This is a genomic window from Actinomycetota bacterium (assembly GCA_035640355.1).
GTDB lineage: Bacteria > Actinomycetota > UBA4738 > UBA4738 > HRBIN12 > CALGFI01.
The window spans coordinates 51,295-75,340 of sequence record DASQWI010000014.1; the positions used below are offsets into that span (position 1 = coordinate 51,295).

At 67.4% G+C, this 24,046-nt stretch carries 25 protein-coding genes and 1 pseudogene; 18 read left to right on the forward strand and 8 right to left on the reverse strand.

Annotation, left to right across the window (positions count from 1 at the left end; genetic code table 11):
- The first annotated feature begins 16 nt into the window (after positions 1-16).
- Entirely contained in the window at positions 17-799 is a 783-nt protein-coding gene (gene truA / locus VFA08_07725; GenBank protein ID HYZ13478.1) for a tRNA pseudouridine(38-40) synthase TruA, read from the forward strand.
- Positions 799-1,791: an aldo/keto reductase gene (locus VFA08_07730; GenBank protein ID HYZ13479.1), complete on the forward strand. Its 993-nt coding sequence runs from the start codon at positions 799-801 to the stop codon at positions 1,789-1,791. The genes truA and VFA08_07730 overlap by 1 nt, the downstream gene beginning before the upstream one ends.
- A gap of 58 nt (positions 1,792-1,849) precedes the next feature.
- Here VFA08_07730 and VFA08_07735 read toward each other — a convergent pair whose 3' ends face one another.
- Positions 1,850-3,106 (reverse strand): acyltransferase, encoded by a 1,257-nt coding sequence (locus tag VFA08_07735; GenBank protein HYZ13480.1) that lies wholly within the window; start codon positions 3,104-3,106, stop codon positions 1,850-1,852.
- Between the two features lie 154 nt (positions 3,107-3,260).
- Here VFA08_07735 and rplM point away from each other — a divergent pair.
- From rplM to glmS, 4 genes and pseudogenes are all read left to right on the forward strand, one after another.
- Positions 3,261-3,701, forward strand: a pseudogene (gene rplM / locus VFA08_07740) (50S ribosomal protein L13).
- 308 nt (positions 3,702-4,009) lie between these two features.
- Positions 4,010-4,393 carry a 30S ribosomal protein S9 gene (rpsI, locus tag VFA08_07745; protein ID HYZ13481.1) on the forward strand — a complete coding sequence of 128 codons (384 nt, stop codon included), beginning with the start codon at positions 4,010-4,012 and terminating at the stop codon, positions 4,391-4,393.
- A gap of 104 nt (positions 4,394-4,497) precedes the next feature.
- The gene (gene glmM / locus VFA08_07750; protein ID HYZ13482.1) at positions 4,498-5,826 is read left to right on the forward strand and encodes a phosphoglucosamine mutase; all 1,329 of its coding nucleotides are present in this window, start codon (positions 4,498-4,500) and stop codon (positions 5,824-5,826) included.
- A gap of 50 nt (positions 5,827-5,876) precedes the next feature.
- Positions 5,877-7,700, forward strand: coding sequence for a glutamine--fructose-6-phosphate transaminase (isomerizing) (gene glmS, locus VFA08_07755; GenBank protein ID HYZ13483.1), 1,824 nt, complete (start codon positions 5,877-5,879; stop codon positions 7,698-7,700).
- 69 nt (positions 7,701-7,769) lie between these two features.
- Here the strand turns inward: glmS and VFA08_07760 are convergent, their stop codons facing one another.
- On the reverse strand, positions 7,770-8,018 hold the full coding sequence (locus VFA08_07760; GenBank protein HYZ13484.1) for a hypothetical protein: 249 nt from the start codon (positions 8,016-8,018) through the stop codon (positions 7,770-7,772).
- Positions 8,006-8,206 carry a hypothetical protein gene (locus tag VFA08_07765; protein HYZ13485.1) on the reverse strand — a complete coding sequence of 67 codons (201 nt, stop codon included), beginning with the start codon at positions 8,204-8,206 and terminating at the stop codon, positions 8,006-8,008. Before VFA08_07765 ends, VFA08_07760 begins: the two co-directional genes overlap by 13 nt.
- A gap of 191 nt (positions 8,207-8,397) precedes the next feature.
- Between VFA08_07765 and VFA08_07770 the strand changes: the two genes are divergently transcribed.
- The 11 genes from VFA08_07770 to VFA08_07820 all read left to right on the forward strand — a co-directional run bounded on the left by VFA08_07770 (position 8,398) and on the right by VFA08_07820 (position 17,275).
- Positions 8,398-8,811 (forward strand): 7-cyano-7-deazaguanine reductase, encoded by a 414-nt coding sequence (locus VFA08_07770; GenBank protein HYZ13486.1) that lies wholly within the window; start codon positions 8,398-8,400, stop codon positions 8,809-8,811.
- Between the two features lie 159 nt (positions 8,812-8,970).
- A complete protein-coding gene (acpS, locus tag VFA08_07775) occupies positions 8,971-9,345 on the forward strand; it encodes a holo-ACP synthase (protein ID HYZ13487.1) in 375 nt (124 codons plus the stop codon).
- Positions 9,346-9,373: 28 nt separating this feature from the next.
- The gene (locus VFA08_07780) at positions 9,374-10,885 is read left to right on the forward strand and encodes an NAD(P)H-hydrate dehydratase (GenBank protein HYZ13488.1); all 1,512 of its coding nucleotides are present in this window, start codon (positions 9,374-9,376) and stop codon (positions 10,883-10,885) included.
- 25 nt (positions 10,886-10,910) lie between these two features.
- Positions 10,911-12,065, forward strand: coding sequence for an alanine racemase (gene alr / locus VFA08_07785; GenBank protein HYZ13489.1), 1,155 nt, complete (start codon positions 10,911-10,913; stop codon positions 12,063-12,065).
- A complete protein-coding gene (locus VFA08_07790) occupies positions 12,062-12,964 on the forward strand; it encodes a P1 family peptidase (protein ID HYZ13490.1) in 903 nt (300 codons plus the stop codon). Before alr ends, VFA08_07790 begins: the two co-directional genes overlap by 4 nt.
- A 16-nt stretch (positions 12,965-12,980) precedes the next feature.
- On the forward strand, positions 12,981-13,589 hold the full coding sequence (locus VFA08_07795; GenBank protein ID HYZ13491.1) for a uracil-DNA glycosylase: 609 nt from the start codon (positions 12,981-12,983) through the stop codon (positions 13,587-13,589).
- Positions 13,589-14,077 (forward strand): tRNA (adenosine(37)-N6)-threonylcarbamoyltransferase complex ATPase subunit type 1 TsaE, encoded by a 489-nt coding sequence (tsaE, locus tag VFA08_07800; protein HYZ13492.1) that lies wholly within the window; start codon positions 13,589-13,591, stop codon positions 14,075-14,077. Before VFA08_07795 ends, tsaE begins: the two co-directional genes overlap by 1 nt.
- A gap of 34 nt (positions 14,078-14,111) precedes the next feature.
- Positions 14,112-14,819, forward strand: a complete 708-nt coding sequence (gene tsaB, locus VFA08_07805; GenBank protein HYZ13493.1) for a tRNA (adenosine(37)-N6)-threonylcarbamoyltransferase complex dimerization subunit type 1 TsaB — start codon at positions 14,112-14,114, stop codon at positions 14,817-14,819.
- 10 nt (positions 14,820-14,829) lie between these two features.
- Complete coding sequence (rimI, locus tag VFA08_07810) at positions 14,830-15,333, forward strand: ribosomal protein S18-alanine N-acetyltransferase (GenBank protein HYZ13494.1); 504 nt, start codon at positions 14,830-14,832, stop codon at positions 15,331-15,333.
- The gene (tsaD, locus tag VFA08_07815) at positions 15,330-16,334 is read left to right on the forward strand and encodes a tRNA (adenosine(37)-N6)-threonylcarbamoyltransferase complex transferase subunit TsaD (protein HYZ13495.1); all 1,005 of its coding nucleotides are present in this window, start codon (positions 15,330-15,332) and stop codon (positions 16,332-16,334) included. Before rimI ends, tsaD begins: the two co-directional genes overlap by 4 nt.
- Positions 16,331-17,275 (forward strand): NAD-dependent epimerase/dehydratase family protein, encoded by a 945-nt coding sequence (locus VFA08_07820; GenBank protein ID HYZ13496.1) that lies wholly within the window; start codon positions 16,331-16,333, stop codon positions 17,273-17,275. Before tsaD ends, VFA08_07820 begins: the two co-directional genes overlap by 4 nt.
- Before the next feature lie 16 nt (positions 17,276-17,291).
- Here VFA08_07820 and VFA08_07825 read toward each other — a convergent pair whose 3' ends face one another.
- The 5 genes from VFA08_07825 to VFA08_07845 form a co-directional block, all read right to left on the reverse strand.
- Positions 17,292-17,750, reverse strand: coding sequence for a helix-turn-helix transcriptional regulator (locus VFA08_07825; GenBank protein ID HYZ13497.1), 459 nt, complete (start codon positions 17,748-17,750; stop codon positions 17,292-17,294).
- 127 nt (positions 17,751-17,877) lie between these two features.
- On the reverse strand, positions 17,878-18,243 hold the full coding sequence (locus VFA08_07830; protein ID HYZ13498.1) for a helix-turn-helix transcriptional regulator: 366 nt from the start codon (positions 18,241-18,243) through the stop codon (positions 17,878-17,880).
- Positions 18,244-18,284: 41 nt separating this feature from the next.
- Positions 18,285-19,301: a GDP-mannose 4,6-dehydratase gene (gene gmd / locus VFA08_07835; protein HYZ13499.1), complete on the reverse strand. Its 1,017-nt coding sequence runs from the start codon at positions 19,299-19,301 to the stop codon at positions 18,285-18,287.
- 63 nt (positions 19,302-19,364) lie between these two features.
- Entirely contained in the window at positions 19,365-21,068 is a 1,704-nt protein-coding gene (locus tag VFA08_07840; GenBank protein ID HYZ13500.1) for a hypothetical protein, read from the reverse strand.
- A gap of 274 nt (positions 21,069-21,342) precedes the next feature.
- Positions 21,343-22,446: a right-handed parallel beta-helix repeat-containing protein gene (locus VFA08_07845; GenBank protein HYZ13501.1), complete on the reverse strand. Its 1,104-nt coding sequence runs from the start codon at positions 22,444-22,446 to the stop codon at positions 21,343-21,345.
- 397 nt (positions 22,447-22,843) lie between these two features.
- Here VFA08_07845 and VFA08_07850 point away from each other — a divergent pair, with 397 nt between their 5' ends.
- Entirely contained in the window at positions 22,844-23,779 is a 936-nt protein-coding gene (locus VFA08_07850; protein HYZ13502.1) for a GDP-L-fucose synthase, read from the forward strand.
- The last annotated feature ends 267 nt before the right edge of the window (positions 23,780-24,046 follow it).

A 24,046-nucleotide genomic window follows, 5' to 3' on the forward strand; every position in this document is an offset into this window, starting at 1 on the left:
AGCCGTCGGGTTTCGTATGAGCGTCGTCCGGCTGACGCTCGCCTACGACGGAACCGGATTCCGCGGTTGGGCGAAACAGCGCGGCCAACGCACGGTGGAGGGCGTCCTCACGGACGCCCTCTCGCGTTTCCTTGGAGATGTACCTCGGCTCTCGGTCGCCGGTCGAACAGACGCCGGCGTGCACGCGCGAGCGCAGGTGGCGTCGTTCGCGGCGTCGGCCGACACGGTCGACCTCACTCGGCTGCAGCGCTCGGTGAACACGATGCTCTCGCCGGAGGTGGTGGCGACCGATGCGCGGTGGATGTCGAACGGGTTCGACGCGCGGTTCTCCGCAACGGCGCGTGAGTACCGCTACCGGATCGACGTCGGGCCGTGGTCGGATCCGTTCGAGGCGCGGTTCGTGTGGTCGCGGCCACGCGAGCTTTCCGTCGGGGCCATGCGGGCGGCGGCCCGTCACCTCGTGGGCGAGCACGACTTCTCGGCGTTCTCCCGCAGCGCGGGCGAGGGGACGAGCAACGTTCGCCGGCTCGAGCGCTTGGCCATCTCCCGGACGGGCGATCGCGTCGACGTGGTTGCCAGGGCGAACGCGTTCGCGCACCAGATGGTTCGCTCGTTGGTCGGGATGCTCGTGGCGGTTGGCGACGGGTCGCGCGACGCGGCGCAGGTGCCACTCGTGCTCGAGTCCCGCGATCGAGGCGGTGTGCCGTCGGTCGCTCCGCCACACGGGCTGACGCTCGAACGCGTCCTCTACGGTCGAAATGCCCGCGGCCATGCGCGTCCGAGGGACGAAGGCGCGTGATGGAACGGCGCCCCCTCGGCGCAACCGGGCTGTCCGTCACTCCGATCGGGCTGGGACTCGCGGCGCTCGGACGCCCCGCATACATCGACCTGGGTCGCGCGGATGATCTGGGTGAACCCGACGATCGCAGCATCGAGGCGATGAGAACGCGAGCGCACGCCGTCCTCGATGCAGCGTTCGATCTCGGCGTCAGGTACTTCGACGCGGCGCGCTCGTACGGCCTGGCGGAGGAGTTCCTGGGGTCGTGGCTCGAGGTGCGCAGGCTCGACCGTGACGATGTAACCGTTGGCTCGAAGTGGGGCTACACGTACGTCGGTGACTGGCGCATCGACGCCGAGGTCCACGAGGTGAAGGACCACACCGTATCGACGCTCCGGCGCCAGATCGAGGAGAGCCGCGAATGGCTCGGCGACCGGCTCGCGCTGTATCAGATCCACTCCGCCACGCTCGAGAGCGCCGTCCTCGACGACTCAGAGGTTCTCGACGAGCTGACGAGCCTCCACGAGGAACACGGACTCGTCATCGGCATCACGACGAGCGGCCCACGCCAAGCCGAGACGATCCGCCGAGCGCTCGAGGTCGGCGGATCCGGCGCCGCGCCGTTCGTTGCGGTGCAAGCGACTTGGAACCTGCTGGAGACGTCGGCGGGACCGGCGCTGGCCGACGCGCACGACGCAGGCTGGGGGATCCTGGTCAAGGAAGCGATGGCGAACGGGCGCCTCGGCCCGCGCGGAACGGGATCACATAAGCGGGTAGTCGACGCCGTCGCCGAACATCACGGCGTCGGTCCGGACGCCGTTGCGCTCGGATCCGTCCTCGCCCAGCCGTGGGCCGACGTCGTTCTCTCGGGTGCCGTGAACGAGGCGCAGGTGAGCAGCAATCTCGAAGCGCATGACGTCGAGCTGTCCGACGCCGATCTCGCTGAGCTCGGCGCGATCACTGAGGCACCGGACCTGTACTGGGAGCGGCGCTCCAGGCTTGCCTGGTCGTGACGGTGCACGGCGGCGCGTGCCCCGCGCCGGGCTCTGACGGGGAGGAGGGTGCGGCTGATCAGTTCTTGTTTTTCGTTGGCTCCGCGGTTACGGATGCACGGCGACCGACAATCGAGCGGGCGGGAGGTCGCTCGAACCTGCCGACGAGCAGGACGATGATGGCGAGAACCGCTCCGGGCACGAGGATCCAGATCGGCCGCTCGAGCCACCACGCGACCGTCGTGTCCTGCTGTCGGCCAACGCCCAACGGCCACAGCGCGAGGATGACGATCAGGTACGCCGTCATGTGCCAGAGGAAGAGCGTCATGATCACGCCGTTCGTGAAGATCGTGGCCTTCCAGGGGCGAGAGCGCTCGAGCCACAGCGACAGCGGGCGTCGCAGCAGCATCGCCGCGCCGATCACCCAGATCGCGCCGAGCAAGAAGCAGACCGTCGGCGGGTAGGCGTTCGAGATCTTCTCGACGTCGGTTCCGAGCAGGCTCTTTGGGTAGTGACCGATCCCGGGGAACCATTCGAACCGCGCCTCCCCAAACAGTTCGAACGCCCACGAGTTCGTCATCAGCACGAGACCGCCGAGCCCGGCGACGACCATGGCCACGTGCAGTCGCGTGCGTTCGGCGAGTCGCCCGCCCGCGTAGAAGAAGCCGAGCTGGTGCGGGAACAGCAGGACCGGGACGATGTTGACGTACCTGAACCGTCGGACGCCGAACCCGAAGCCCACAACATCGACCAAGACGACGAGGACGATCATGACCATCGGCACCCAGATGCCGAACCGCCGATGGAGCGCGATCAGCACGGGAGCGGCGGTCACGATGAGGAGGTAGACCCCGAGGAACCACAGGGGACCGAACGGCAATGTCTGCGCGGGAGGGAACACGCCGCGAAGGAGGGTCGTATCGGCCCACAGCACCGGACCCGCCGGCGTGCCGACGTCGGCAAGATGAAGACCCACCTGAACGACTGTCCACACACCGAGGAACAGCAAAGAGGGGCGGAGCAAGCGCTCGAGGCGGATCCGAACGAACGTCCCGGTCGTCTCGCCGCGCCGGCGGAACGACTCATACGCCGTGAGGTTCGAGAACCCACCGACGAAGAAGAAGATCGGCATCACCTGGAAAAGCCACGTGCCGAGCCAGAGCCCGCTCGACAGGCCGACGGCGCTCGTTAGGTAGACAAGGCCGCTCCCCAGGTGGATCACGCCGATGAACCAGTGGCCGAACACGACGGCGGCGATCGATACCGCGCGCAGGAAGTCCACGTACCGATCGCGGGACTTCGGTGTCGCCGCCGCGAGCTCGTTGACACTCCCCATGCCGTGGAGGGTCGTACGCCGGGACACGGCTGCGGTCAACGACCGCGCGCAGAGAACCGGGGACCCACCGAGTCATCCCGTTCGGCTTTGACGCCGTCACGAAACCGCAGGTAGCATGGGCCGTCGGTCGGATCTCCCGGCCGGCGTCTCCTTGATGAAGACCTATTCGCCACGGCCGCGCGACATCCAGCGCCGCTGGTACGTCATCGACGCCAGCGGGGCCGTGCTCGGCCGCCTCGCCACGGAGGTCGCGGCGGTCCTCCGGGGCAAGCACAAGCCGATCTTCGCCCCGCACGCCGACACCGGCGATCACGTCATCGTCGTGAACGCGAAGGGAGTCCGGCTGACGGGCGGCAAGGAGAGCAAGAAGGTCGCCTACCACCACTCGGGCCATCCCGGCGGTCTCACGGAGACGCCGTACGAGCGACTGCTCGCCCAGCGCCCGGCGTTCGCCGTCGAGAAGGCCGTTCGCGGCATGCTGCCAAAGAACCGGCTCGGCCGGGCCATGGTGAAGAAGCTTCAGGTCTACGCGGGACCGGAGCACCCGCACCGGTCCCAGAAGCCAGAACCGCTTCGTCTGGGCGAGGTCCCCAAGTGGGACGGGCTGCCCAAGGCGGACGAGGCTCGCCCCTCGACCCGGCCCGAGCCGTCTGCGCCGCGAGCCAAGCGGTCCACCGCGAAACGCAAGACGGCCGCGACGCCGGCCAAGAAGACGACCACTCGTCGGTCGGCCGCGAAGAAGACGACCGCCAAGAAGACGACCGCGAAGCGGACGGCGTCCTCGCGTTCGGGCGCTTCGACCGCCAAGAAGAAGACGGCCACGCGGTCGACCGCCAAGTCGACGTCGACGAAGTCGACCGCGAAGCGGCTGACCAGGCGACGCACCAAGAAGGAGGAGTAGCGTTGGCGCAGATCGCCACGGGTCGCCGCAAGGAAGCCATCGTGCGGATCCGGCTCGTTCCGGGGACCGGCGCGTTCAATCTGAACGGCCGCTCGCTCGACGAATACTTCCCGACGCGGGCCCACCGGATGGTCGTCGGGGCGCCGCTTCGCCTCGTCGGCCGCGACAAGGACCTCGACGTCGTCGCGACGATCGAGGGCGGAGGCGTGTCCGGTCAGGCCGGCGCGCTGCGCCTGGGTATCGCCCGCGCGCTCATCGAGCTCGACCCCGAGCTGCGTCAGACCCTCAAGCGTGAGGGCTTCCTCTCGCGCGACGCCCGCGAGAAGGAGCGGCGCAAGTACGGGCTGAAGAAGGCTCGCAAGGCTCCGCAGTTCTCCAAGCGATAGTCCGGCGCCGTCGGCCGGCCATGTTGTGGCCGCGACGTGAACGAGCTGGGGTAGGCTTGCCGCCCCCCCATGAGCCCCCGACCACCCCACCTCACGATCCCCTGATGGCCCGCCTCTTCGGCACCGACGGCGTCCGCGGAACGTTCGGGCGCGACCTCACCGTCGACCTCGCCCGAGATCTCGGTCGTGCCGCCGTGAGCGTCCTGGCGCGTCACGAGCCCCGATGTCCGGTCTTCGTGATCGGGCGGGACACCCGAGCCTCGGGGGAGCCGCTTCAAGAAGCGCTCGTCGAGGGCATCACGTCGGGCGGCGGCGACGTCCACCTCCTCGGCGTCCAGCCCACTCCGGCCATCGCGTTCCTCACGACCTCACTGAACGCGGGTGCCGGCGTGGTCATCTCCGCGTCGCACAACCCGCCAGAGGACAACGGCATCAAGTTCTTCGGCCCCAACGGATTCAAGCTCTCCGACGAGCTGGAGGACGAGATCGAGGCGAACCTCGGCTCTGAGGCTCCTCCGGTCGGACCGCCCGGCGGCGTCCTCGACGTCCCGTCGGGTGCCCCCGACTACGTCGACCACGTGGTCGGAACGGCGTTGGCACGCCTCGACGGCATGCGCGTCGTGGTCGATTGCGCCAACGGCGCAGCATCGAACGTCGCTCCCCAAGCCTTCCGTCGCCTCGGCGCGGAGGTCTACCCGATCTTCGCCCAACCGGACGGTTCGAACATCAACGTCGCGTGTGGAGCCCTCCATCCGGAAGTCGTCGCCGAAGCAGTCGGGGTTGAAGGCGCGCACGTCGGCGTCGCGCACGACGGCGATGCCGACAGGGCGTTGTTCTCCGACGCGAACGGAAACGTCGTCGACGGCGACCAGGTCCTCGCAGCGTGCGCCGTGGAGATGAAGAGGGATGGGGAGCTCGACGGCAACCTCGTGGTCTCGACGGTGATGGCGAACACCGGCTTCAGCCGGGCGATGGAGCAGTTTGGCATCCGCGTGATCCTCGCGCCGGTGGGCGACCGGTACGTGCTCGAGCAGATGCTGGAGCACGGCGCCGTCCTCGGCGGCGAGCAATCGGGGCACGTGATCTTCCGGCACCACGCGACGACCGGTGACGGGCTCATCACGGCGGTGCGGTTCCTCTCGCTGGCCAAGCGGAACGACGTGACCGTCGCGGAGCTGGCGTCGTCGATGCGTCGATTCCCGCAGGTGACGATCAACGTCGAGGTGGCGGCGAAAGACCGGCTCGAGGATGCCGCAGACGTGTGGGATGCAGTGAAGGCGGTCGAAGCCGCGCTCGACGGAACCGGGCGCGTGCTCGTTCGCTCGTCCGGCACCGAGCCATTGGTGCGTGTGATGGTCGAAGCCGAGTCCGAACAGGACGCTCGTCGGCACGCCGACGCGATCGCCGAGCGCGTCCGCTCGGCGCTCGGCTAGTCCTTTCGGCGGAGGCTCTCACGCGATCCCGTTGATAGGCTGCCGTTTCCATGTGCGGCATCGTGGGCTATGTCGGCCCCGACCGAGCGCTCCCGATCATCCTCGAGGGTCTCAGGCGCCTCGAGTACCGGGGGTACGACTCGTCGGGCGTCGCGCTTCTCGACGGCGACCTCACCGTGGTGAAGCGCGCCGGCAAGCTTTCCGAGCTCGACGCTGCGCTCGACGATCGCCGGGCGCCGAGCGGCACCGTGGGCATCGGGCACACCCGCTGGGCGACGCACGGAGCACCGACGAACGTGAACGCGCACCCGCACACCGATTGCGACGGCCGCATCGCGGTGATCCACAACGGCATCGTCGAGAACCACGCCGAGCTCCGTGCGGGCCTCGAGAAGCGCGGTCACGAGATGCGTTCGGACACCGACACGGAGGTCGTCGCGCACATGCTCGAGGAGCGTTCGGGCTCGCTTCCCGACCGCGTGCGGGGGGTCATTCGAGAGCTCGAGGGGGCGTTCGCGCTCGTCGTCGTCTCGGCCCACGATCCCGACGTGATCGTCGGTGTGAAGGTGTCGTCCCCGCTCGTGGTCGGTCTCGGGGAGCGCGAAAACGTGCTCGCCTCGGACATCCCGGCGGTGCTCGAACGAACCCGTCGCGTCCTTCCGATCGACGAACGACGTGTGGTCGAGGTTCGCGCCGACGCGATTCGAGTGACCGACTTCGGCGGCACCGAGGTGGCGGTGGAGCCGTTCGAGGTCGACTGGGACGTCGTACGTGCGCAGAAGGGCGGTTACGACGACTTCATGCGCAAGGAGATCGACGAGCAACCCGCGGCCATCCGCGACACGCTCGTGGGGCGTCTGAACGAACGCGGGCTGCTCTCGCTCGACGAGCTTCACATCGACGAGGACGTCCTGCGCGACGTGGACAAGGTCTTCGTCGTCGCGTGTGGGACGGCGTACCACTCGGGGCTCGTCGCGAAGTACGCGATCGAGCACTGGACCAGGTTGCCGGTCGAGATCGACATCGCGTCGGAGTTCCGGTACCGCGACCCCGTGCTCGGGCCCGACACGCTGACGCTCGCGGTGAGTCAGTCGGGGGAGACCATCGACACGCTCGAGGCGGCGCGGCACGCCGCCCGGCAGCGTTCGCGCGTGCTCGCCGTGACGAACACCGTCGGATCCTCGCTGGCTCGTGAGGCCGACGCCGTGATGTACACACACGCCGGGCCGGAGATCGGCGTCGCCGCGACCAAGACGTTCGCCACGCAGATGGTTGCGCTGCAGCTCGTCGCGCTGTACCTGGCGCAGGTGCGCGGTCCCATGTTTCCCGAGGAGATCGCCGAGGTCGTCGGGGGTCTGCGCGCGCTTCCAGACCAGGTGCGGCGAACGCTTGCGCTCGACGAGCAGGTCCGCGCGATCGCCGAGGAGATCCACCGGGCGCGCGACGTCCTGTTCATCGGTCGCCACACCGGGTTCCCAGCAGCGCTCGAGGGCGCACTGAAGCTGAAAGAGATCAGTTACCTCCACGCAGAGGGCTACCCCGCGGGAGAGCTGAAGCACGGGCCGATCGCGCTGATCGAGGAGGGGGTGCCGGTCGTGGCTGTGGCGACGGAATGCCACGTCTACCCCAAGATGCTCTCGAACATCCAGGAGGTCCGCGCGCGCGGCGCGAACGTGATCGCTGTGGGGAGCGAGGGGGACCAGGAGATCTCGGCGCACGCGAAGCACGTGCTCTTCGTTCCGCGAGTGCCGGAGCTGTTCGCGCCCGTAGTGGTGACGCCGCCGCTCCAGCTCCTCGCGTACCACGTCGCCAAGGTCCGCGGCTGCAACGTCGACCAACCGAGGAACCTCGCCAAGAGTGTGACCGTCGAGTAGGCAACCCCGCCAACGTACGAAGGAAACAGAGCAGACGGAGCCGTGGGCGATCGCCGCGGGTGGTTTGGCTTAGCTCGTTGGAGTGATCCGCTCGGCAAGAACGCCGAAGAACAGTCCAGCTAGGGTGGCAATGAGCGCGACCCAGCCGGGGTTCTTGGCCACGGCTTCAAACTCGTGCCAACCGCTTTCCGGCACGGTGAGGCTCCAAATGAGGAAGGCGACGACCGCGAGGAGCGCCCTGCCCCATACCGCACCAGTGACTTGCTTACGAGCGACCCAAGCAGCGAAGGGGACGTACACGAGGGTTACGACGGCCATGACTCCGAGCCACACCACATTCGGTTCATTGCTCTGGGTAAGTAGGACGTCACGCCGGCGACGTAGATGACGAGAACATCTCCGGGTATCCACACCGTGATCTTGTCGATGTAGCGCTTCAGCGTGTTGCCTGCCTCACGCGCGTGAGCTACCTCGTCAGAGCCGGCCCCAATCCGCCATGCGCTCATTCCCTCTCCCCCTCGAGGCCATGAAGCTTGGCCTGACGATCGTAGGTGCTATATCGGAGGCAGCGCAAGCGCTCTTCATGTCCTCGACCCCTGTCGTGGTGAGAGCGTCGAGCCCCCCGTGGTACGTTCGGCGATGGGTCGTCCTGTCGCGAATTCGGAGATTTGCGAGAACGAGGGAGCCTTGACCGACCATGGCGCTCACCTATGAATCGGTAACGAGTGAGATCCTCAAGGCCCTTCCCCACAAGGGCGGGGCGATTGAACTCAAGCACAAGGCACCTGAAGTCACATTCTTGGGTGCAGGTCAACAGCCCGATTTTGCCACGCTTTACGTCACGTTCTACCCAACGGATAAGGTCATCGAACTGAAGTCGTTGAAGCAGTATCTCTACCAATTCCGCGATGTCGTCATCTCGTACGAGCGCTTTCTCGATGTGGTGTTCGAACACATGTTGGAGGTCTATCAGCCGGCCCGTCTCAGACTCGTGCTCATCACACAGCCACGAGGCGGCATCAGCTCGAAACTCACCATCGAAAGCGATTGGGCGATTCGAGGTGGCAAGGAGGAATTTCGCGACTGGGTGGGCATGGAGGACGTCTGGTGATGTAGATCCGGGCGACGTCTCGTCGGCCCACCTCTTCATCACTCCTGATCCGCGCCTCGTTGATTCAGCTGCCGGGAGGAATCGAGCATCAGATCATCGGCTGTTACCCGGAGGGCGAATCTCTCCCCGGCCCAGCGTTCACGAGGCTACCCTTATGCCGTGGAAATCCTTGGGCTCGGCGTCGACATCTGCGAGATCGAACGGATGGAGCGCGCACTCGACCGACACCCCACGATGCGGGAGCGGGTGTTCACGCCGGAAGAGATCGCGTACTGCGACTCGAAGGCTCGGCCGGCCGAGTCCTACGCCGGGCGATTCGCCGCGCGAGAGGCCACGGTCAAGGCGCTCGGCGGGTATCGCCGACGCGGGTGGCAGGACGTCAGCGTCACGCGCGGACCCGCGGGTGCGCCGGCGGTTCGCCTGCAGGGCAACGCGAAGCGGCGTGCCGACGAACTGGGCGTCGCGCGGGTGCTGATCACGTTCACGCACGAGCGAACGAACGCCGTTGCGTTCGCCGTCGCTGTGAGCGAGTGACGGAGATGATCGTGTGAAGCCGATTCTGATGCCTGCGGAGGCGGCCGAGCTCGACCGGGCCTCACAGGAGCGCGGCATCTCCGTCGAGACCCTGATGGAGAACGCGGGGCGGGCGGTCGCCGAGGCCGGGGTTCGACTCGCCGGTGGTCGCTACGGGAAGCGCGCCGTCGTCGTGTGCGGCAAGGGGAACAACGGCGGCGATGGTCTGGTCGCGGCGCGCTACCTCGACGCGTGGGGGTCGCGGGTGACCGTGCTCCTGCTCGACCGTCGTGACGCGTTCCGCGAGCCCGCGGCGACGAACCTTACGCGACTCGAACGGTCGAACGTACGCGTTCGTCCGTGGTCGAGCGAAACGCTTGCGCGAGAGCTCGCGCGGGTCGACGTTGCGATCGACGCGATCTTCGGTACCGGCTTTCGTGGCGCTCCGGAGGGCGTCTCCGAGAGCGCGATCGAGGCGCTGGCGAACGCCGACGTGCCGGTCGTCGCCGTCGACATCCCATCAGGTGTGAACGGCGAGACCGGCGCGGTCGACGGCCCTGCGGTCGACGCTGACATCACCGTCACGTTCGGCACGGCCAAGCCCGGTTGCGTGCTGTTGCCGGGAGCCGAGCGCGCCGGCGTCGTGGAGGTTGCCGACATCGGGTTCCCGGACGACCTCGTACACGGCGATGTCTGGCTCGTCGAGGACACAGACATCGCCGTTTGGCTCCCCGCGCGCCAGGCCGAAACGCACAAGCGCTCAGCGGGCTATGCGGTCGTGATCGGCGGGTCGCGAGCCATGACAGGCGCCGTCGGCCTGATGGCTCGCGCGGCGTATCGAGCCGGCGCGGGTCTCGTCGCGGCCGCGGTGCCCGACGCGATCCTTTCCGTCGTCCAGACGATGGTGCGCGAGGCCGTCTTCGTACCGCTACCAGAGACCGACGCCGGGACGGTCGCGAACGGATCGGAACGACTGATCGAGGTGCTCGGTGAGGCCGACGCCGTCGCGCTCGGTCCGGGCATGACGACGGACGAGCGTACGTCGGCGTGGATCCGTGATTTCGTGCGTTCGGTCGACATCCCCGTCGTCCTCGATGCCGACGGGCTGAACGCGTTCGCCGGCCGCGCCGCAGAGCTCGCCAACCGCCACGCCGATCTCGTCCTCACGCCGCATGCCGGTGAGTTCGAGCGCCTCGCGAGCGTGGATACCGGCGACGTCGGATCGGATCGGATCGGTCACGTTCGCAAGCTCGCTGCGGAGACGGGGGCTGTCGTTCTCCTCAAGGGCAGTCGAACGCTGGTCGCGTCGCCCGACGGCTCCGTCCGGATCAACCCGACCGGGGGGTCGTTCCTCGCCACGGGTGGAACGGGCGACGTTCTCACCGGGATGATCGCCGGACTGCTGGCACGCGGCATCGCGCCCGCCGATGCGGCGTCGGCGGCGGCGTACGTTCACGGAGTGGCAGGCGCGGACGCTGGCGAAGAGCTCGGTGTCGGAACGACCGCGGGCGACGTCCTTGATCGAGTGGCCCACGCCTTCGCCGAGGTAGCAGGCGAGTGACGCGCCGATCGAGAGCGAACTCCGCGTGACGCGGTTCCGACCGACCGTCGTCGAGGTCGACCTCGACGCCGTGCGCCACAACGTGCGCTCACTCAAACCCGAACGCGCCGAGCTGCTCGCCGTGGTCAAGGCCGACGGGTACGGCCACGGCGCTGCGGAGGTCGCGCGGGCGGCGCTCTCGGCCGGCGCGACCCGCCTCGGCGTCGCCCTCGTGGAGGAGGGGATCGCGCTGCGGGATCGAGGGATCGATGCGCCGATCCTCGTCCTGACCGAGCCGCCCCGAGGTTCGGAGAAGGACGCCCTCGCCGCGGGGCTCACGCCGACGGTGTACTCGCCGGAGTGCGTCGCCTCGGTGTCCGAGGCGGCGGATGCGCTCGCGCGACGCGTCGGCGTTCATCTGAAGGTCGACACGGGGATGCACCGCGTCGGCGTGTGGCCGCGGGCGGCCGCCACCGACGTCGCACGGCAGATCGTCGATTCAGGGCTCGAGCTCGAGGGGCTGTGGACCCACTTCGCCGCGGCAGAGGAGGACGAGGAGGGCACGCGCGACCAGCTGCGGGCGTTCCTGGAGACCGGCGACGCGCTCGCTGCCGCGGGTCTTCACGCTCGAACGCTGCACGCCGCGAACAGCGCGGCGACGATCCTGTTCCCCGAGGCGCATCTCGACGTCGTTCGACCCGGCGCCGCGATCTATGGTCTCGACCCGGGTGGCGGGATCGGACCGGCGTTCGGCCTGCGACCGGCGCTCAGGTGGCGTTCGGCGGTGTCGATGGTGAAACGCCTCGACGCCGGCGAGCGCGTCTCGTACGGATGGCGATACGCGTTCGAACGGCCTTCGAACGTGGCGACGGTACCGGTCGGGTACGCCGACGGGTACCGGCGGGGGCTCTCGTCGAAGGCCGACGTGCTCATCGCCGGAAAACGCCACCGCGTCGCCGGCACCGTGACGATGGACCAGATCGTCGTCGATTGCGGGGACGACCACATCGCCGCGGGGGACGAGGTCGTGCTCGTCGGTGCGCAGGGCGACGAGCGCATTACGGCGGAGGAGCTCGGGGCGCATGTCGGAACGATCGGCTACGAGATCGTCGCCGCGATCGGGGAGCGCGTCCCTCGCGTGCATGTCGGTGAACAGCCCGAGCAACGGGCGAGGCATCCGATGTCGCGTCCCGGCGCATGATCACGCGCGTCGACGGCATCCGCGTCGGGCATCACACCGATCGAACCGGCATCACCGGCTCCACCGTCGTGCTCTGCCCTCCCGGCACCTCCGGCTCGTGCGACGTCAAGGGTGGAGCACCGGGCACGCGCGAGACGGACGCGATCCGGCCCGGGACCATCACGCCGGAGGTCCACGCGGTGGTCCTCTCGGGCGGCAGCGCGTTCGGTCTCGCCGCCGCGGACGGCGTCATGAGATGGCTCGAGGAGCACGGCGTCGGGTTCGACACCGGGCTCGCCCGCGTTCCGATCGTCCCGGCCGCGATCCTGTTCGACCTGGCGGTCGGGGACCCCACCGCGCGACCGGACTCGGCGTCCGGCTACGCCGCCTGCGGCGCAGCGACCGGCGGCGACGTCGAGGAGGGGAGCGTCGGTGCTGGAACGGGGGCGACCGTGGCGAAGCATCCCGACCCCTCGGCCGGGTGGAAGGGTGGCGTCGGCACGGCCGCCGTCGAGGACGGAGAGGTCATCGTCGCCGCGCTCGCCGTCGTGAACGGCCTCGGCGACATCACGGAGGACGACGGGACGCCCATAGCCGCGAACCGCAACCCCGAGGCTGAGCCGGCCGAATGGCCTGGCAGGAACACGACACTCGCCGTCGTGGCGACCAACGCCACGTGCTCGAAGGAGCGCGCGCAGCTCCTCGCGCAGGCCGGATCCGAGGGGATCTCGTTGGCGGTTCGGCCGTCGCATACCATGTACGACGGCGACGTCGTGTTCGCGCTTGCCACCGGGGCGACCGAGGCGCCGCAGCCCACGCTTGAGCGCCTGGCGGTGCAGGCGGTCGCCGAGTCGATCAGGCGCGCGGTTCGGATGGCCGAGCCGCTCGGAGGCTTCCCCGCGGTCGGAACGCTCGACTGAACGGAGGGGGGCCGACGTGGAGACCAGGACACGAACGCTCGAGGACGCGGCGCGCGAGGCCTCGACCTGCACCAGATGCCGGCTCGCGCAGGGCCGAACTCAGGTCGTGTACGGCATCGGCAACCCGAACGCCGACCTCATGTTCATCGGAGAGGCGCCCGGGTTCCACGAGGACAAGCAGGGTGAGCCGTTCGTCGGAGCGGCCGGTCAGCTGCTCAACACGTTGCTCGCCGAGAGCGGCATCCGGCGCGAGGACGTGTACATCAACAACGTGATCCTCTGCAGGCCGCCCGGCAACCGCGATCCACTCCCGGACGAGCTCGAGGCCTGCAAGCCGTGGCTCGACGAACGGATCGCGCTCGTCGATCCGGCAGTCATCGTGACGCTTGGCAACTGGGCGACCCGCTACATCCTCGGGCAGAGCGTCTCGATCAGCCGTGTTCGGGGCCAGCGGTTCCCCTGGAACGGCCGGCTGGTCATCCCAACGTTCCATCCCGCCGCGATCCTCCGCGGTGGTGGGCAGACCTCTCGTCAGATGGCGGACGTCCGCTCCGATTTCCAGGAGATGCGCCGGGCGCTCGACGAGCGACCGCAGCCAAGCGAGGAGCAGCTCGGCCTGTTCTGATGCATCTCGAGCTCACTTCCCCGACCGCCGAGGATACCCGCGCGATCGGCGCTGCGTTCGCGCCGCTGCTTCGCGCGGGGGACGTCATCGCGCTCACAGGCGAGCTCGGAGCGGGGAAGACGACCTTGGTTCAGGGCATCGCGGCGGCGCTCGGATACGACGGAGCGGTGACGTCGCCCACGTTCACGCTCGTTCGGGAGTACCGCACTCCGACGCTCACGCTCGTCCATGCCGACGTCTACCGACTCGACCGCGTTCAGGACGCACTCGACCTGGGCCTCGACGAAACGGCCGAGGATGGCGTGCTCCTCGTCGAGTGGGGCGACGCCGTCGACGCGCTGCTTCCGGGTGATCGGCTGGTGGTCGAGCTCTCCATCCCCGGCGAGGACGAAGTCCGAAGGATCGCCCTCCGCTCGGAGGGAACAGCGTGGCAGACGCGATGGGAGCGGCTCGAGCAGGCTGTCGATAGCTGGCGGGAGGCCGCGTGAGTGGCCGGCTGGGGACGGGCAAGCGGAGGGCAGCGTGATCGTTCTGGGGATCGACACATCGACGAGCCACACATCGGTTGCCCTCGGGACCGAACAGGGGGTCATCGCCGAGGCCGGTTTCACGTCTCCTCGCAAACATGACCACGTCGTGCCGGCGATCGAACAGCTCCTGGAGTGGGCGGGGTTGACGCTCTCCAACGTAGGCGGGGTCGCTGTCGGGCTCGGACCGGGCCTGTACACGGGACTCCGGGTGGGCGTCCAGGTCGGCAAGTCGCTCGCGCAGGCGCTCTACCTGCCGATCGTAGGGTTCTCGTCGCTCGACGTCCTTGCCTTCGGCGTTCAGACGACGCGGCGCGTGATTGGGGCGGTGTTGGACGCCCGCCGCGGCGAGGTCTTCTTCGCCTTCTACCGGAGCGTTCCGGGAGGCGTGATGCGCATCGGCGACTACCGGGTCGACCGGCCGGACGCCCTCGCGGCTGAGCTGGAGGCGCTGCGCGACGAGGTGTTGCTCGTGGGGAACGGTGCCATCCTGTATCGAAGGGAGCTGGTCGAGTCCGGTGTCCGTGCCGCGTTTGCCTCTGCGGCGCAGGCCACTCCCGCGGCGTCGGCGCTGGTCGACCTCGCGGCTCCCCGGTTCATCCGGGAAGATACAGACCGGCCGGCTGATGTGGTGCCGCTCTACCTGAGGAAGACGGATGCGGAGATCGCTTGGGATCAGCGAGCCCGAGGCGCCTCGGCTTGAGGTGACCCGGATGCGCCGCCGCCACCTGCGCGGCGTGATGGCGATCGAGCGGCAGGTCTACCCGAGGCCGTGGAGCCCCAACCTGTTCCTGTCCGAGATCGCCGAGTCCCGGAACCGTTGCTACCTCGTAGCGCGGCTCGACCGGGAGGTGGTCGGCTACGGCGGGCTGATCTGCTACGGCGAGGAAGCGCACATCACCAACATCGCGGTGGACCCCAACCAGCAACGCCACCGGATCGGGACCCGATTGCTGCACGACCTGATCGTCGCGTCCGTCGATATGGGCGCCGAGGCCGTCTCACTCGAGGTGCGCGTCACCAACTGGGGCGCGCAGCGGCTGTATGGACGGTTCGGCTTCCGTCCGGTGGGCGTTCGCAAGAACTACTACCAGGAGATCAACGAAGACGCGCTCATCATGTGGCTCGACGGGATTCGCGAGTCCGAGTTCCGGGCCAAGCTCCGCGAGCTGATGCAGGACGTGCCGGACGCCGTGAAGCCCGACGAGGTCGTGTGAGGGTCGTCGGCATCGAAACGTCCTGCGACGAGACGGGCGTCGCGGTGGTCGAGGACGGCCGCATCCTGTCGAACTTGTTGGCGAGCCAGATCGATCTTCACGAGAAGTTCGGCGGCGTCGTGCCCGAGGTCGCCAGCCGCGCACACGTCGAGGCGCTCAACCCGATCGTGGAAGAGGCGCTGGAGCAGGCCGGCTCTCGGTTCGAGGAGCTCGACGGCGTGGCGGTGACCGTCGGGCCGGGCCTCGTCGGCGCACTCCTCGTCGGCATCGCCGGTGCGAAGGCGATCGCGTTCGCCCAGGGGATCCCGCTCATCGGCGTCAACCATCTCGAGGGCCACGTCTACGCGAACTTCCTGGAGCACGGACCGCCGGAGCCGCCGTACGTGTGCCTGATCGTGTCGGGCGGTCACACGATGTTGGTGCACATGCCGCAGGAGCACCGCTACCGGGTACTCGGCCAGACCGTCGACGATGCGGCGGGCGAGGCGTTCGACAAGATCGCGCGGTTCATCGGCCTGGGGTTTCCCGGCGGCCCGGCCCTCGACAAGCTCGCGCGGGACGGCGACCCGGCTTCCATCCGGTTCCCCCGGGCGATGGCCGACTCCGGCGACTACGACTTCTCGCTTTCCGGGCTGAAGACCGCGGTGCTTCGGCACGTGAAGGGGGAGCGGCAGGCAGGCCGCGAGGTCGGCCTGGCCGACCTCGCGGCGTCGTTCCAGGAGGCGATCGTCGACGTGCAGGTGGCCAAGACGATGCGGGCGGCCACCGAAACGGACTCCAAGACGGTGCTCCTCGGCGGCGGCGTCGTCGCGAACAGCCGCCTTCGCGAGCGAATGGAGCGCGCGGGCGAGGAGAACGGGATCCGCGTGCTGTTCCCGCCGCTCCCGCTCTGCACGGACAACGGCGCGATGATCGCAGCCGCCGGGGCATCGCGCCTCGAGAGGGGAGAGCGCACCGGGCTCGACGTCGGCGCAGACTCGGCGCTGGAGCTCACCGCTTGACGACGATCTTCGTCACGGGAGGTGCCGGCTTCATCGGATCCCACCTCTGCGACCGCCTGCTCGCGGAAGGCCATCGCGTCGTCGCCGTCGACGACCTATCGACGGGTCGGATCGCCAACCTGTCGGAAGCCCGTGGGTATGGCCACGAGTTCACCCTGTTCAACATGGACCTCCGGGCGGACGGCCTGACGTCGTTGTTCGAACGTCACCAGCCCGAAGTGGTGATGCACGTCGCTGCGCAGCCTGCAGTGGCAACGTCGATGCAGCAGCCGATGTTCGACGCGTCCGTGAACGTCATGGGTTCGCTCAATGTCCTCGAGTGCGCGCGCCGAACCGGCGTCCGGAAGGTCGTCTACGCCGCGTCGGGCGGGACGATCTACGGCGATCCCCGCAGAGTGCCAGTCAAGGAGACCGCGCTGGCCTCTGGTCGACCCGTCTCGCCGTACGGAATCAGCAAGAAAGTCGTCGTCGACTACCTCGCCTTCTACGAGCGCTACCACGGGATCGAGTGGACGGCCCTGGCGCTGGCGAACGTCTACGGACCGCGCCAGGATCCCACCGGCGAGGCCGGCGTCATCTCCATATTCGCGTCGTCGATGCTCGCCGGTCGCTCGCCGACGATCTTCGGCGACGGGAACCAGACGCGTGACTACGTGTTCGTGGACGACGTCGTCCACGCGTTCGCGCTCGCGAGCGACCGGGGAGCCGGTCGCCTGGTGAACATCGGGACGGCGGTGGAGACCTCCGTCAACGGCCTGTACCGGATGCTGGGAGAGATCACCCGCTTCACGGGTGAACCGGCGTTCGGACCAGCGCGGCCGGGCGACCTTCGGCGGAACGTCCTGGACGTCGAGCTCGCGGACGAGGTGCTCGGCTGGCGCCCGTGGACGCACCTCGAGGACGGTCTCGGCGAAACCGTCGCTTACATGAAGGGCGTCTGACCGCCTCGCCCGGCTGTCAGTCCTCGCCTCGTACCGGCGGCTGGAGCCGCTCGGCCAGGTCTTCTCGGGTCGTGCCGGCCTCCGACGCGAGGACCTCGAGGTCGCTCTCCCGAATCACCATCGTCTCCGCCCGCGGCTCGCGGCGCCGGTCGAGGACGTGCTTCACGAACCGCTCGATGCGTTCCCGTTCCGGCTCACCGAGCGCCTCCAGTCGGTTGAGATCGATCACCAGCTCGGTCGTGCCGGTGACCGCACCGACGATGTCGGCGAGCACCGCAGACGGAGAGGCGTGATACACGAGGCAGAGTTGACAGAATCGCTCGACCGAGATCGTGCGCTCTCCGCGCTCGTATCCCGCAACGGAGGTCGCCTTGAACTCGCCGCCGGTTGCGCTGGCGACCTGTCGCAGCGTCAGCCCACGGGTCGCGCGGGCTCGACGAAGCGCTCTGCCGATCTCCTCGGCGAACTCGCCCAATCAATTCCTTCGTCGACGTTCGCTACCGCGGGGCCGGAGCGCATCGCGAGTCTAGAGGTCGATTCCCGCGAAGGGAAACGTCAACGTCAAAGGATTTCTCGGCGCGGCGACAAAACGCGGGGCGCGGTTACCGGCGACGGAGGGGTTCGCGGCCGAACTGATCGAAGACGACTACGTCGCGGCCACTGCCGTTGGCGGCGCGGCCCTCGCCCGGTTGCGCTTCGAGGCGGTGCGCGATCGCGGCGACGATCCGCTCCGCAGCCACGCCGTAGACGTCGGCCAGCGCGAATAGCCGTTCAAGAGAGATCTGGCGCTCTCCGCGTTCGTACGACGCGATGGAGGAAGGCTTGAACCGGCCGCCCGAGCGGACGGTCACCTGGCGGAGGGAGAGCGATCGTCCCGTCCGGATCTGCCGCAGCACACTTCCCGCTGCGGCCGCGAAGTCTTGGTACTGGTCGATGAGACCGTCTTTCCCACTCGCGCCGCAAACCACACGCGGGCGATCATGGGACCCCTGGGTGGGCTACGGACGCCTCAGCGGTCCCTGTCGACCCGCACGGTGCGCCCGGCGAGCTCATCCTCGAGGAGCGCGACGTCGCCGTCGACCATGAGCGCGACGAGCTCCTCGAAGCTCGTCTTCGCCTTCCAGCCGAGCTTCTCTCTAGCCTTCGCCGGATCGCCGCACAACGATTCGACCTCCGCCGGCCGGAAGTAAGCCGGGTCGATCTCGACGTGGCGCTGCCAGTCGAGCCCGACGCGATCGAAGGCCAGCTCGACGAACTCCCGGACGGTATGAGCCTCGCCCGTCGCGATCACGAAGTCCTCGGGCTCGTCCTGCTGGAGGATCATCCACATCGCCTCGACGTACTCAGGGGCGTATCCCCAGTCGCGCGACGCGTCGAGGTTCCCCAGGTACAGCTTGTCCTGCATCCCCGCCTTGATCCGCGCAACGGCTCGAGAGATCTTCCGCGTCACGAACGTCTCGCCGCGACGGATCGACTCGTGATTGAACAGGATGCCGTTCGAAGCGAAGGTCCCGTAGGCCTCGCGGTAGTTCACCGCGGACCAGAAGGCGAACACCTTCGAGACGCCGTACGGGCTGCGTGGGTGGAACGGCGTCTCTTCGTTCTGTGGTGGTTGCGCCGCTCCGTACATCTCCGATGACGATGCCTGATAGAACCGCGTGCTCACGCCTGAGGCCCGGATCGCTTCGAGCATGCGGATCGTTCCCATGCCGGTCGAGTCCGCCGTGTACTCGGGGACCTCGAAGCTCACCTTTACGTGGCTCTGCGCGCCGAGGTGGTAGATCTCGTTCGGCTCCAGCTGGCGGATCAGGTTGATCAACGAGCCCGAATCCGACAGATCGCCGTAGTGCATCCGGAAACGAACCCCGGACTCGTGAGGGTCGTGGTAGATCTGCTCCACCCGCTGCGTGTTGAACGACGAGGACCGGCGGATGAGGCCGTGAACCTCGTAGCCCTTGGCCAGTAGGAACTCGGCGAGGTATGAGCCGTCCTGCCCGTTCACGCCCGTGATCAATGCCGTCTTCATCTCAAGCACCCTCTGCATCGCTGGTCATCACGAATTTCATCATCGGCGCAGATCGCACCGAAATTAGGTGTGGACGAACGATGCGGATACAGACTTGTCTGCGTCCATCGTAACGGAACAACTAGCTGTTCCGGAGCACGCTCCCCCCCAACCGTCGAACGTGGAACCCGGATCTGCGGCTGCTGTGAGATCGATGACGGTGCCGAATTCGTACGTCTCATCGCAGTCGGAGCCGCAGCTTATACCGGCGGGACTGCTCGTGACAGTCCCGGAACCGTCTCCAGACAAAGACACCGTCAACGTGACGGGGTTGGCGGTGAACGTCGCAATGACCTCCTTGGAGACGTTCATGGTTACGGTGCACTGAGCGGTTCCGCTGCATGCGCCGCCCCATCCGGCGAAGGTCGAACCTCCAGCATCATTCGCCGTCAGCGTCACGCTCGTTCCCTCGTTGTACGGCTCGATGCAGTCGTTACCGCAGTTGATACCGGCGGGGCTACTCGTCACCATGCCGTTGCCCGTTCCGGCCTTTGTAACGGTTAACACGGGCTTGTTCGAGAACGTCGCCGTGACGGACCGGGGGCCGTTCATCTGCAGGGTGCATGTCGACGTGCTCCCGGTGCATGCACCACTCCAGCCGGCGAACGTCGCGCCGGCGGTTGCTTGGGCAGTAAGCGTCACGCCGGTGCCGAACTCATACGTCTCGGTGCAGTCGGAGCCGCAGTTGATGCCGGCGGGGCTGCTCGTCACGTTTCCGTCGCCCTGTACCTTCACGGTCAGGGTGGGCGTCAGGTCTTCTTCGATCTGCCATGCGTCGGACACGGCAGCTCGCGCGCAGTCGAATTCATCGAACAGCAGTGTCGTAGTTCCCTGCGGGTCGGTGTACGCATCCATCGCCGAAACGTCGTCGCCCGAGGGGAGGCTCGTCACCACGGCGGAGACCCCGTCCACCGACCGGCTGACGAGCCGGACACCGCTACCGCAGCCGCCTCTCGATCGGGCGAAGAATACGGTGCCCGTGGACGAGACGGCCGGCGAGTACTGTCGGCCGCCGCGATTGGGCATCCTCGTCTTCTCCCCATCGGGGATGTGGTACCGGATGACGTCGCACTCCTTCCGGGAGGAGCATTTGTGCCACACGGCCCATTCGCCGTTTACCTCACCCGGCGCCAGATCAACGAAGCCGCCGCCGACGCGACTACGGTCCAGTCGCTGAATCGTCTTCGTGGACAGGTCCAACAGCATGATCGTGCGCACGCCGCTGTCGAACAGGCGACCGAACAGCACGAAGTCGTCTGAGTGGCTGGGCCAGTACTCCCAGTTGGGGCTGTTCGCCTTCGGCGGCAGATTGCCATGAGATCGGTCGACGAGGTCGAAGAGCTTCAGCTTTGAGTCGCCGGCTCGGAACTGCTGGTAGACGAGGAGGTCTCCGTCGATGTCACCGTTCGCCGCGTTCGCTCTGCGCGGGTTGACGCGAAAGATGCCGCCTCCACCCAGCTCCCGGGCGTATACGTCGTAGTCGTTCGGGTTCCGGCGCGTGTTCTGTTGCCACGCTATGAAGTTGTCGCCGCGGACCGGCTGGAACTCTCCGGCTCCCGGGCGGCCGACGAGCTTCTCCGGGGTCGCCGCCAGAGCACTCGTCCCCGGCACTACGACGACGGCAAGCGTCGGAAGCGCCACGACCAGCGCGCACGAAAGCCAGCGACGCCGCCCGAGCTGCCGTGAGCTCTCGTATCGGCTGGCTGGGTTGAGGGGAAGCCGTGCCACCCCCGGGCCCTCCTCGCGGCTTTGTTGTCAGGGACAACGACGGTACCGTACGGAGGTTGCCCTAGACCAGATAACCGACAGCGGATTGTGCACCCGAGGCGGCTATGGACGCCATCAAGGGCCCCTGGCTGCGGTTCGCGCTCCGCGGTTGGGTTTGGCCGGTAGAAGGGAAGCTCCCTGCCACGCTCCACTCCTCCCTCGACGTTCGATCCCAGGGAGGTTGTTACCCGACAGGAAACCGCGTAGGACGGGCGCGAGGCAGGAAGCTTTGTGTCTAGCCGATCACGCGTAGATGTCCCGTTCGGTCGTGCCCGGCGGCCTTCCACTCTTGCCACGTGAGCGTCTGGCTGTTCCAAGCCCAGTGGGGGGCGTCGCGGTCGCGCACGCGATACGTGTTCCGCTCGAAGCGGTTCTTGGCGCCGAAGCTGAACAGGTCAACGCCGAAGCCGCCCACCAGACTTGCGTCCACCTGCAACGTCATCACGTTGTCGCGCACAGACACTGATCGCGTGGCGCCGGAGCGGTCGCTGCCATCGATCAGCGTGATCGGGCTTGCGCTTCCGATGATGTCGTTGTCGAAGATCTCGATGCCGCTCGTGCCGCCGTCGGAGTCGGCCACGACGATCTGCCCGTTGTAGGGATTCGACGAGCCGTCGCCGACGCCGTTTCCGGATAGCGAGTTGTGATGGATCTTTGCCCCCCCGTAGCTCGCCTCCCAGAAGATTCCCCACCGGTAGTTCTCGTAGATCTTGTTGCGATAGATCCGAGCGTTCCTGTGCTGGCTGTCGAACCAAACACCCGATCCGTAGTTGTGGTGAATCTTGTTGCGCCGCACGACCGTGCCGCTCGTCCCCGCCGCGAACTTCGTCCCCCCGGCGTCGTATCCGGGATCGAGTTGCCGCGTGTTGTTGTACGCGATCTCACTATTCTCGACGACAACACCGCTCTGTCCCCCAACAGTGAGGCCGTACCGACCGTTGTGATGCGTATGCACGTTCGTTACACGCGCATCATCGCCAAGCACCGCCAGACCGGAATTGAAGTTCTCGCGGAACTCGGACCCCGTCACGACCCACCCACCTCGCAGGATTACCGGTGCGACCCACGAGGGGCCGTTCGCGTTCCCGAAGTGTTGGAACGTCCCGCCCAGGATTACGGTTCCTCGCCGCCCGGCAGGCGCATCGAGGCCGCTGATCCCCGTGAAACCGCCGCTCTGTCCGTCGACGACCGCTCCGGATCGTAGATCGAGCGTCGGGAATTTCCGGCCCGTCCAGATTGTCTCGGACAGCGTGTACGTGCCGTTGGCGAAGCAGAACGTCGTCCGCTGCGGACGATCGTTGATTAGCGCCTGGATATTGTCCCTGGGAGAGACGCCCACGCCGCGACAGCGAGTCCCTTGAGGCGTGCCGGCAGTTACCGGCGCCGCAGAGCATATGAAGATGATGGCGATACCGAGAACGGATGCGATGTGGACCGTGCGACGAACGCGCGGCATCCTCTCATTAGAAAGCGACATTGAGATCCACCCCCTGCCAGGACGTGGGAAGAAGTGGGGCAGGGTAGCCCGCCGTCGTCCAGACGGCAAGCGCGTCATTCGCTCGCTCATACGGGCCGATATCGGCCCGCTCGGACTAGTCCTGGATGCCCAGTTCGAAGAATCAGCCGTGTCGGGCGAAGCGGGTGCCGCGTCGTGTTGTAGGACGATACCCTTGGCGGGAACCGTCTCATAGGCGCCTGTCAGAAGGCACGCCACCCGTCGACTGGAGTACGCAACGATGGATCTTGCCGACGCCCGAGTGATGGTGACCGGGGGAAATGGGTTCCTCGGTCGTAGGATCGTCTCGGCGCTCGAGGCGAAGGGAGCCACGCCGGTCGTCGTGCGATCGGCGGACTACGATCTAACCGACCCAGAGCGGGTCCGAGCCGCTCTCTCGGCGTCTCGAGCGGATCTCGTGATTCACGCCGCCGCAGTTGTTGGCGGGATCGGTGCCAACCGGGAACATCCTGGTCGCTTCTTCTTCGCGAACGCGGCGATGGGCATACATCTCATCCATGAGGCGTGGCAAGCGGGCATCCAGAGGCTCGTCACGGTAGGAACGGTGTGCTCCTACCCGAAGTTCACGGAGGTGCCGTTCCGCGAGGACGATCTATGGAACGGCTATCCGGAGGAGACGAACGCACCGTACGGCCTCGCGAAGAAGATGCTGTTGGTGCAGTCGCAGGCGTATCGACAGGAGTATGGGTTCGAGTCCGCGTTCGTTATCCCGACCAACCTTTACGGTCCAGGCGACAATTTCGACTACGACACGAGCCACGTAATCCCGGCGATCATCAGGAAGTGCCTCGACGCGCAGGACGCCGGCAGTGCTGAAGTTAGCTTGTGGGGAACCGGCGCGCCCACCCGCGAGTTTCTCTATGTGGACGACGCCGCAGAGGGCGTCGTGCTCGCGCTCGAGCATCTGAACGAGCCCGAGCCCGTAAATCTCGGAGCAGCGTCCGAGATCGCTATCAAAGACCTGGCGGAGCTCATAGGTCGAATCACAGGGTTCACCGGTCGATTCGTATGGGACGCGAGTAAGCCCGACGGTCAGCCACGACGAGCAGTGGATGGATCGAGGGCGAAGGAACTCCTGGGATGGACGGCTGGCGTCGAGTTCGAGGAGGGATTGAGCAAGACCGTCGCGTGGTATCGGAGCGTCAGGTCTCGTTGATGCGGTTAACCGCCGCCTGAACCCCCGCCACTGGACCCACCGCTGGTTCCGCCACCTGTAGTCCCGCTGCCACTACCGGTGCCGCCCCCGCCGCCGGCACCGCTACTACCGGTACCTGAATCGCTCCCGACGTCAGCGCCGCTGCCACCACCCGTACTGCTGCCGGTGGTCTCGTTCTGGGAGCCACCGCCCGAGTTGCTCGAGCTCGCACCACCGGAGGTTGCTCCATCCGGGGTCGATCCCGTCGAGTCGGAGGTCGAGGCAGAC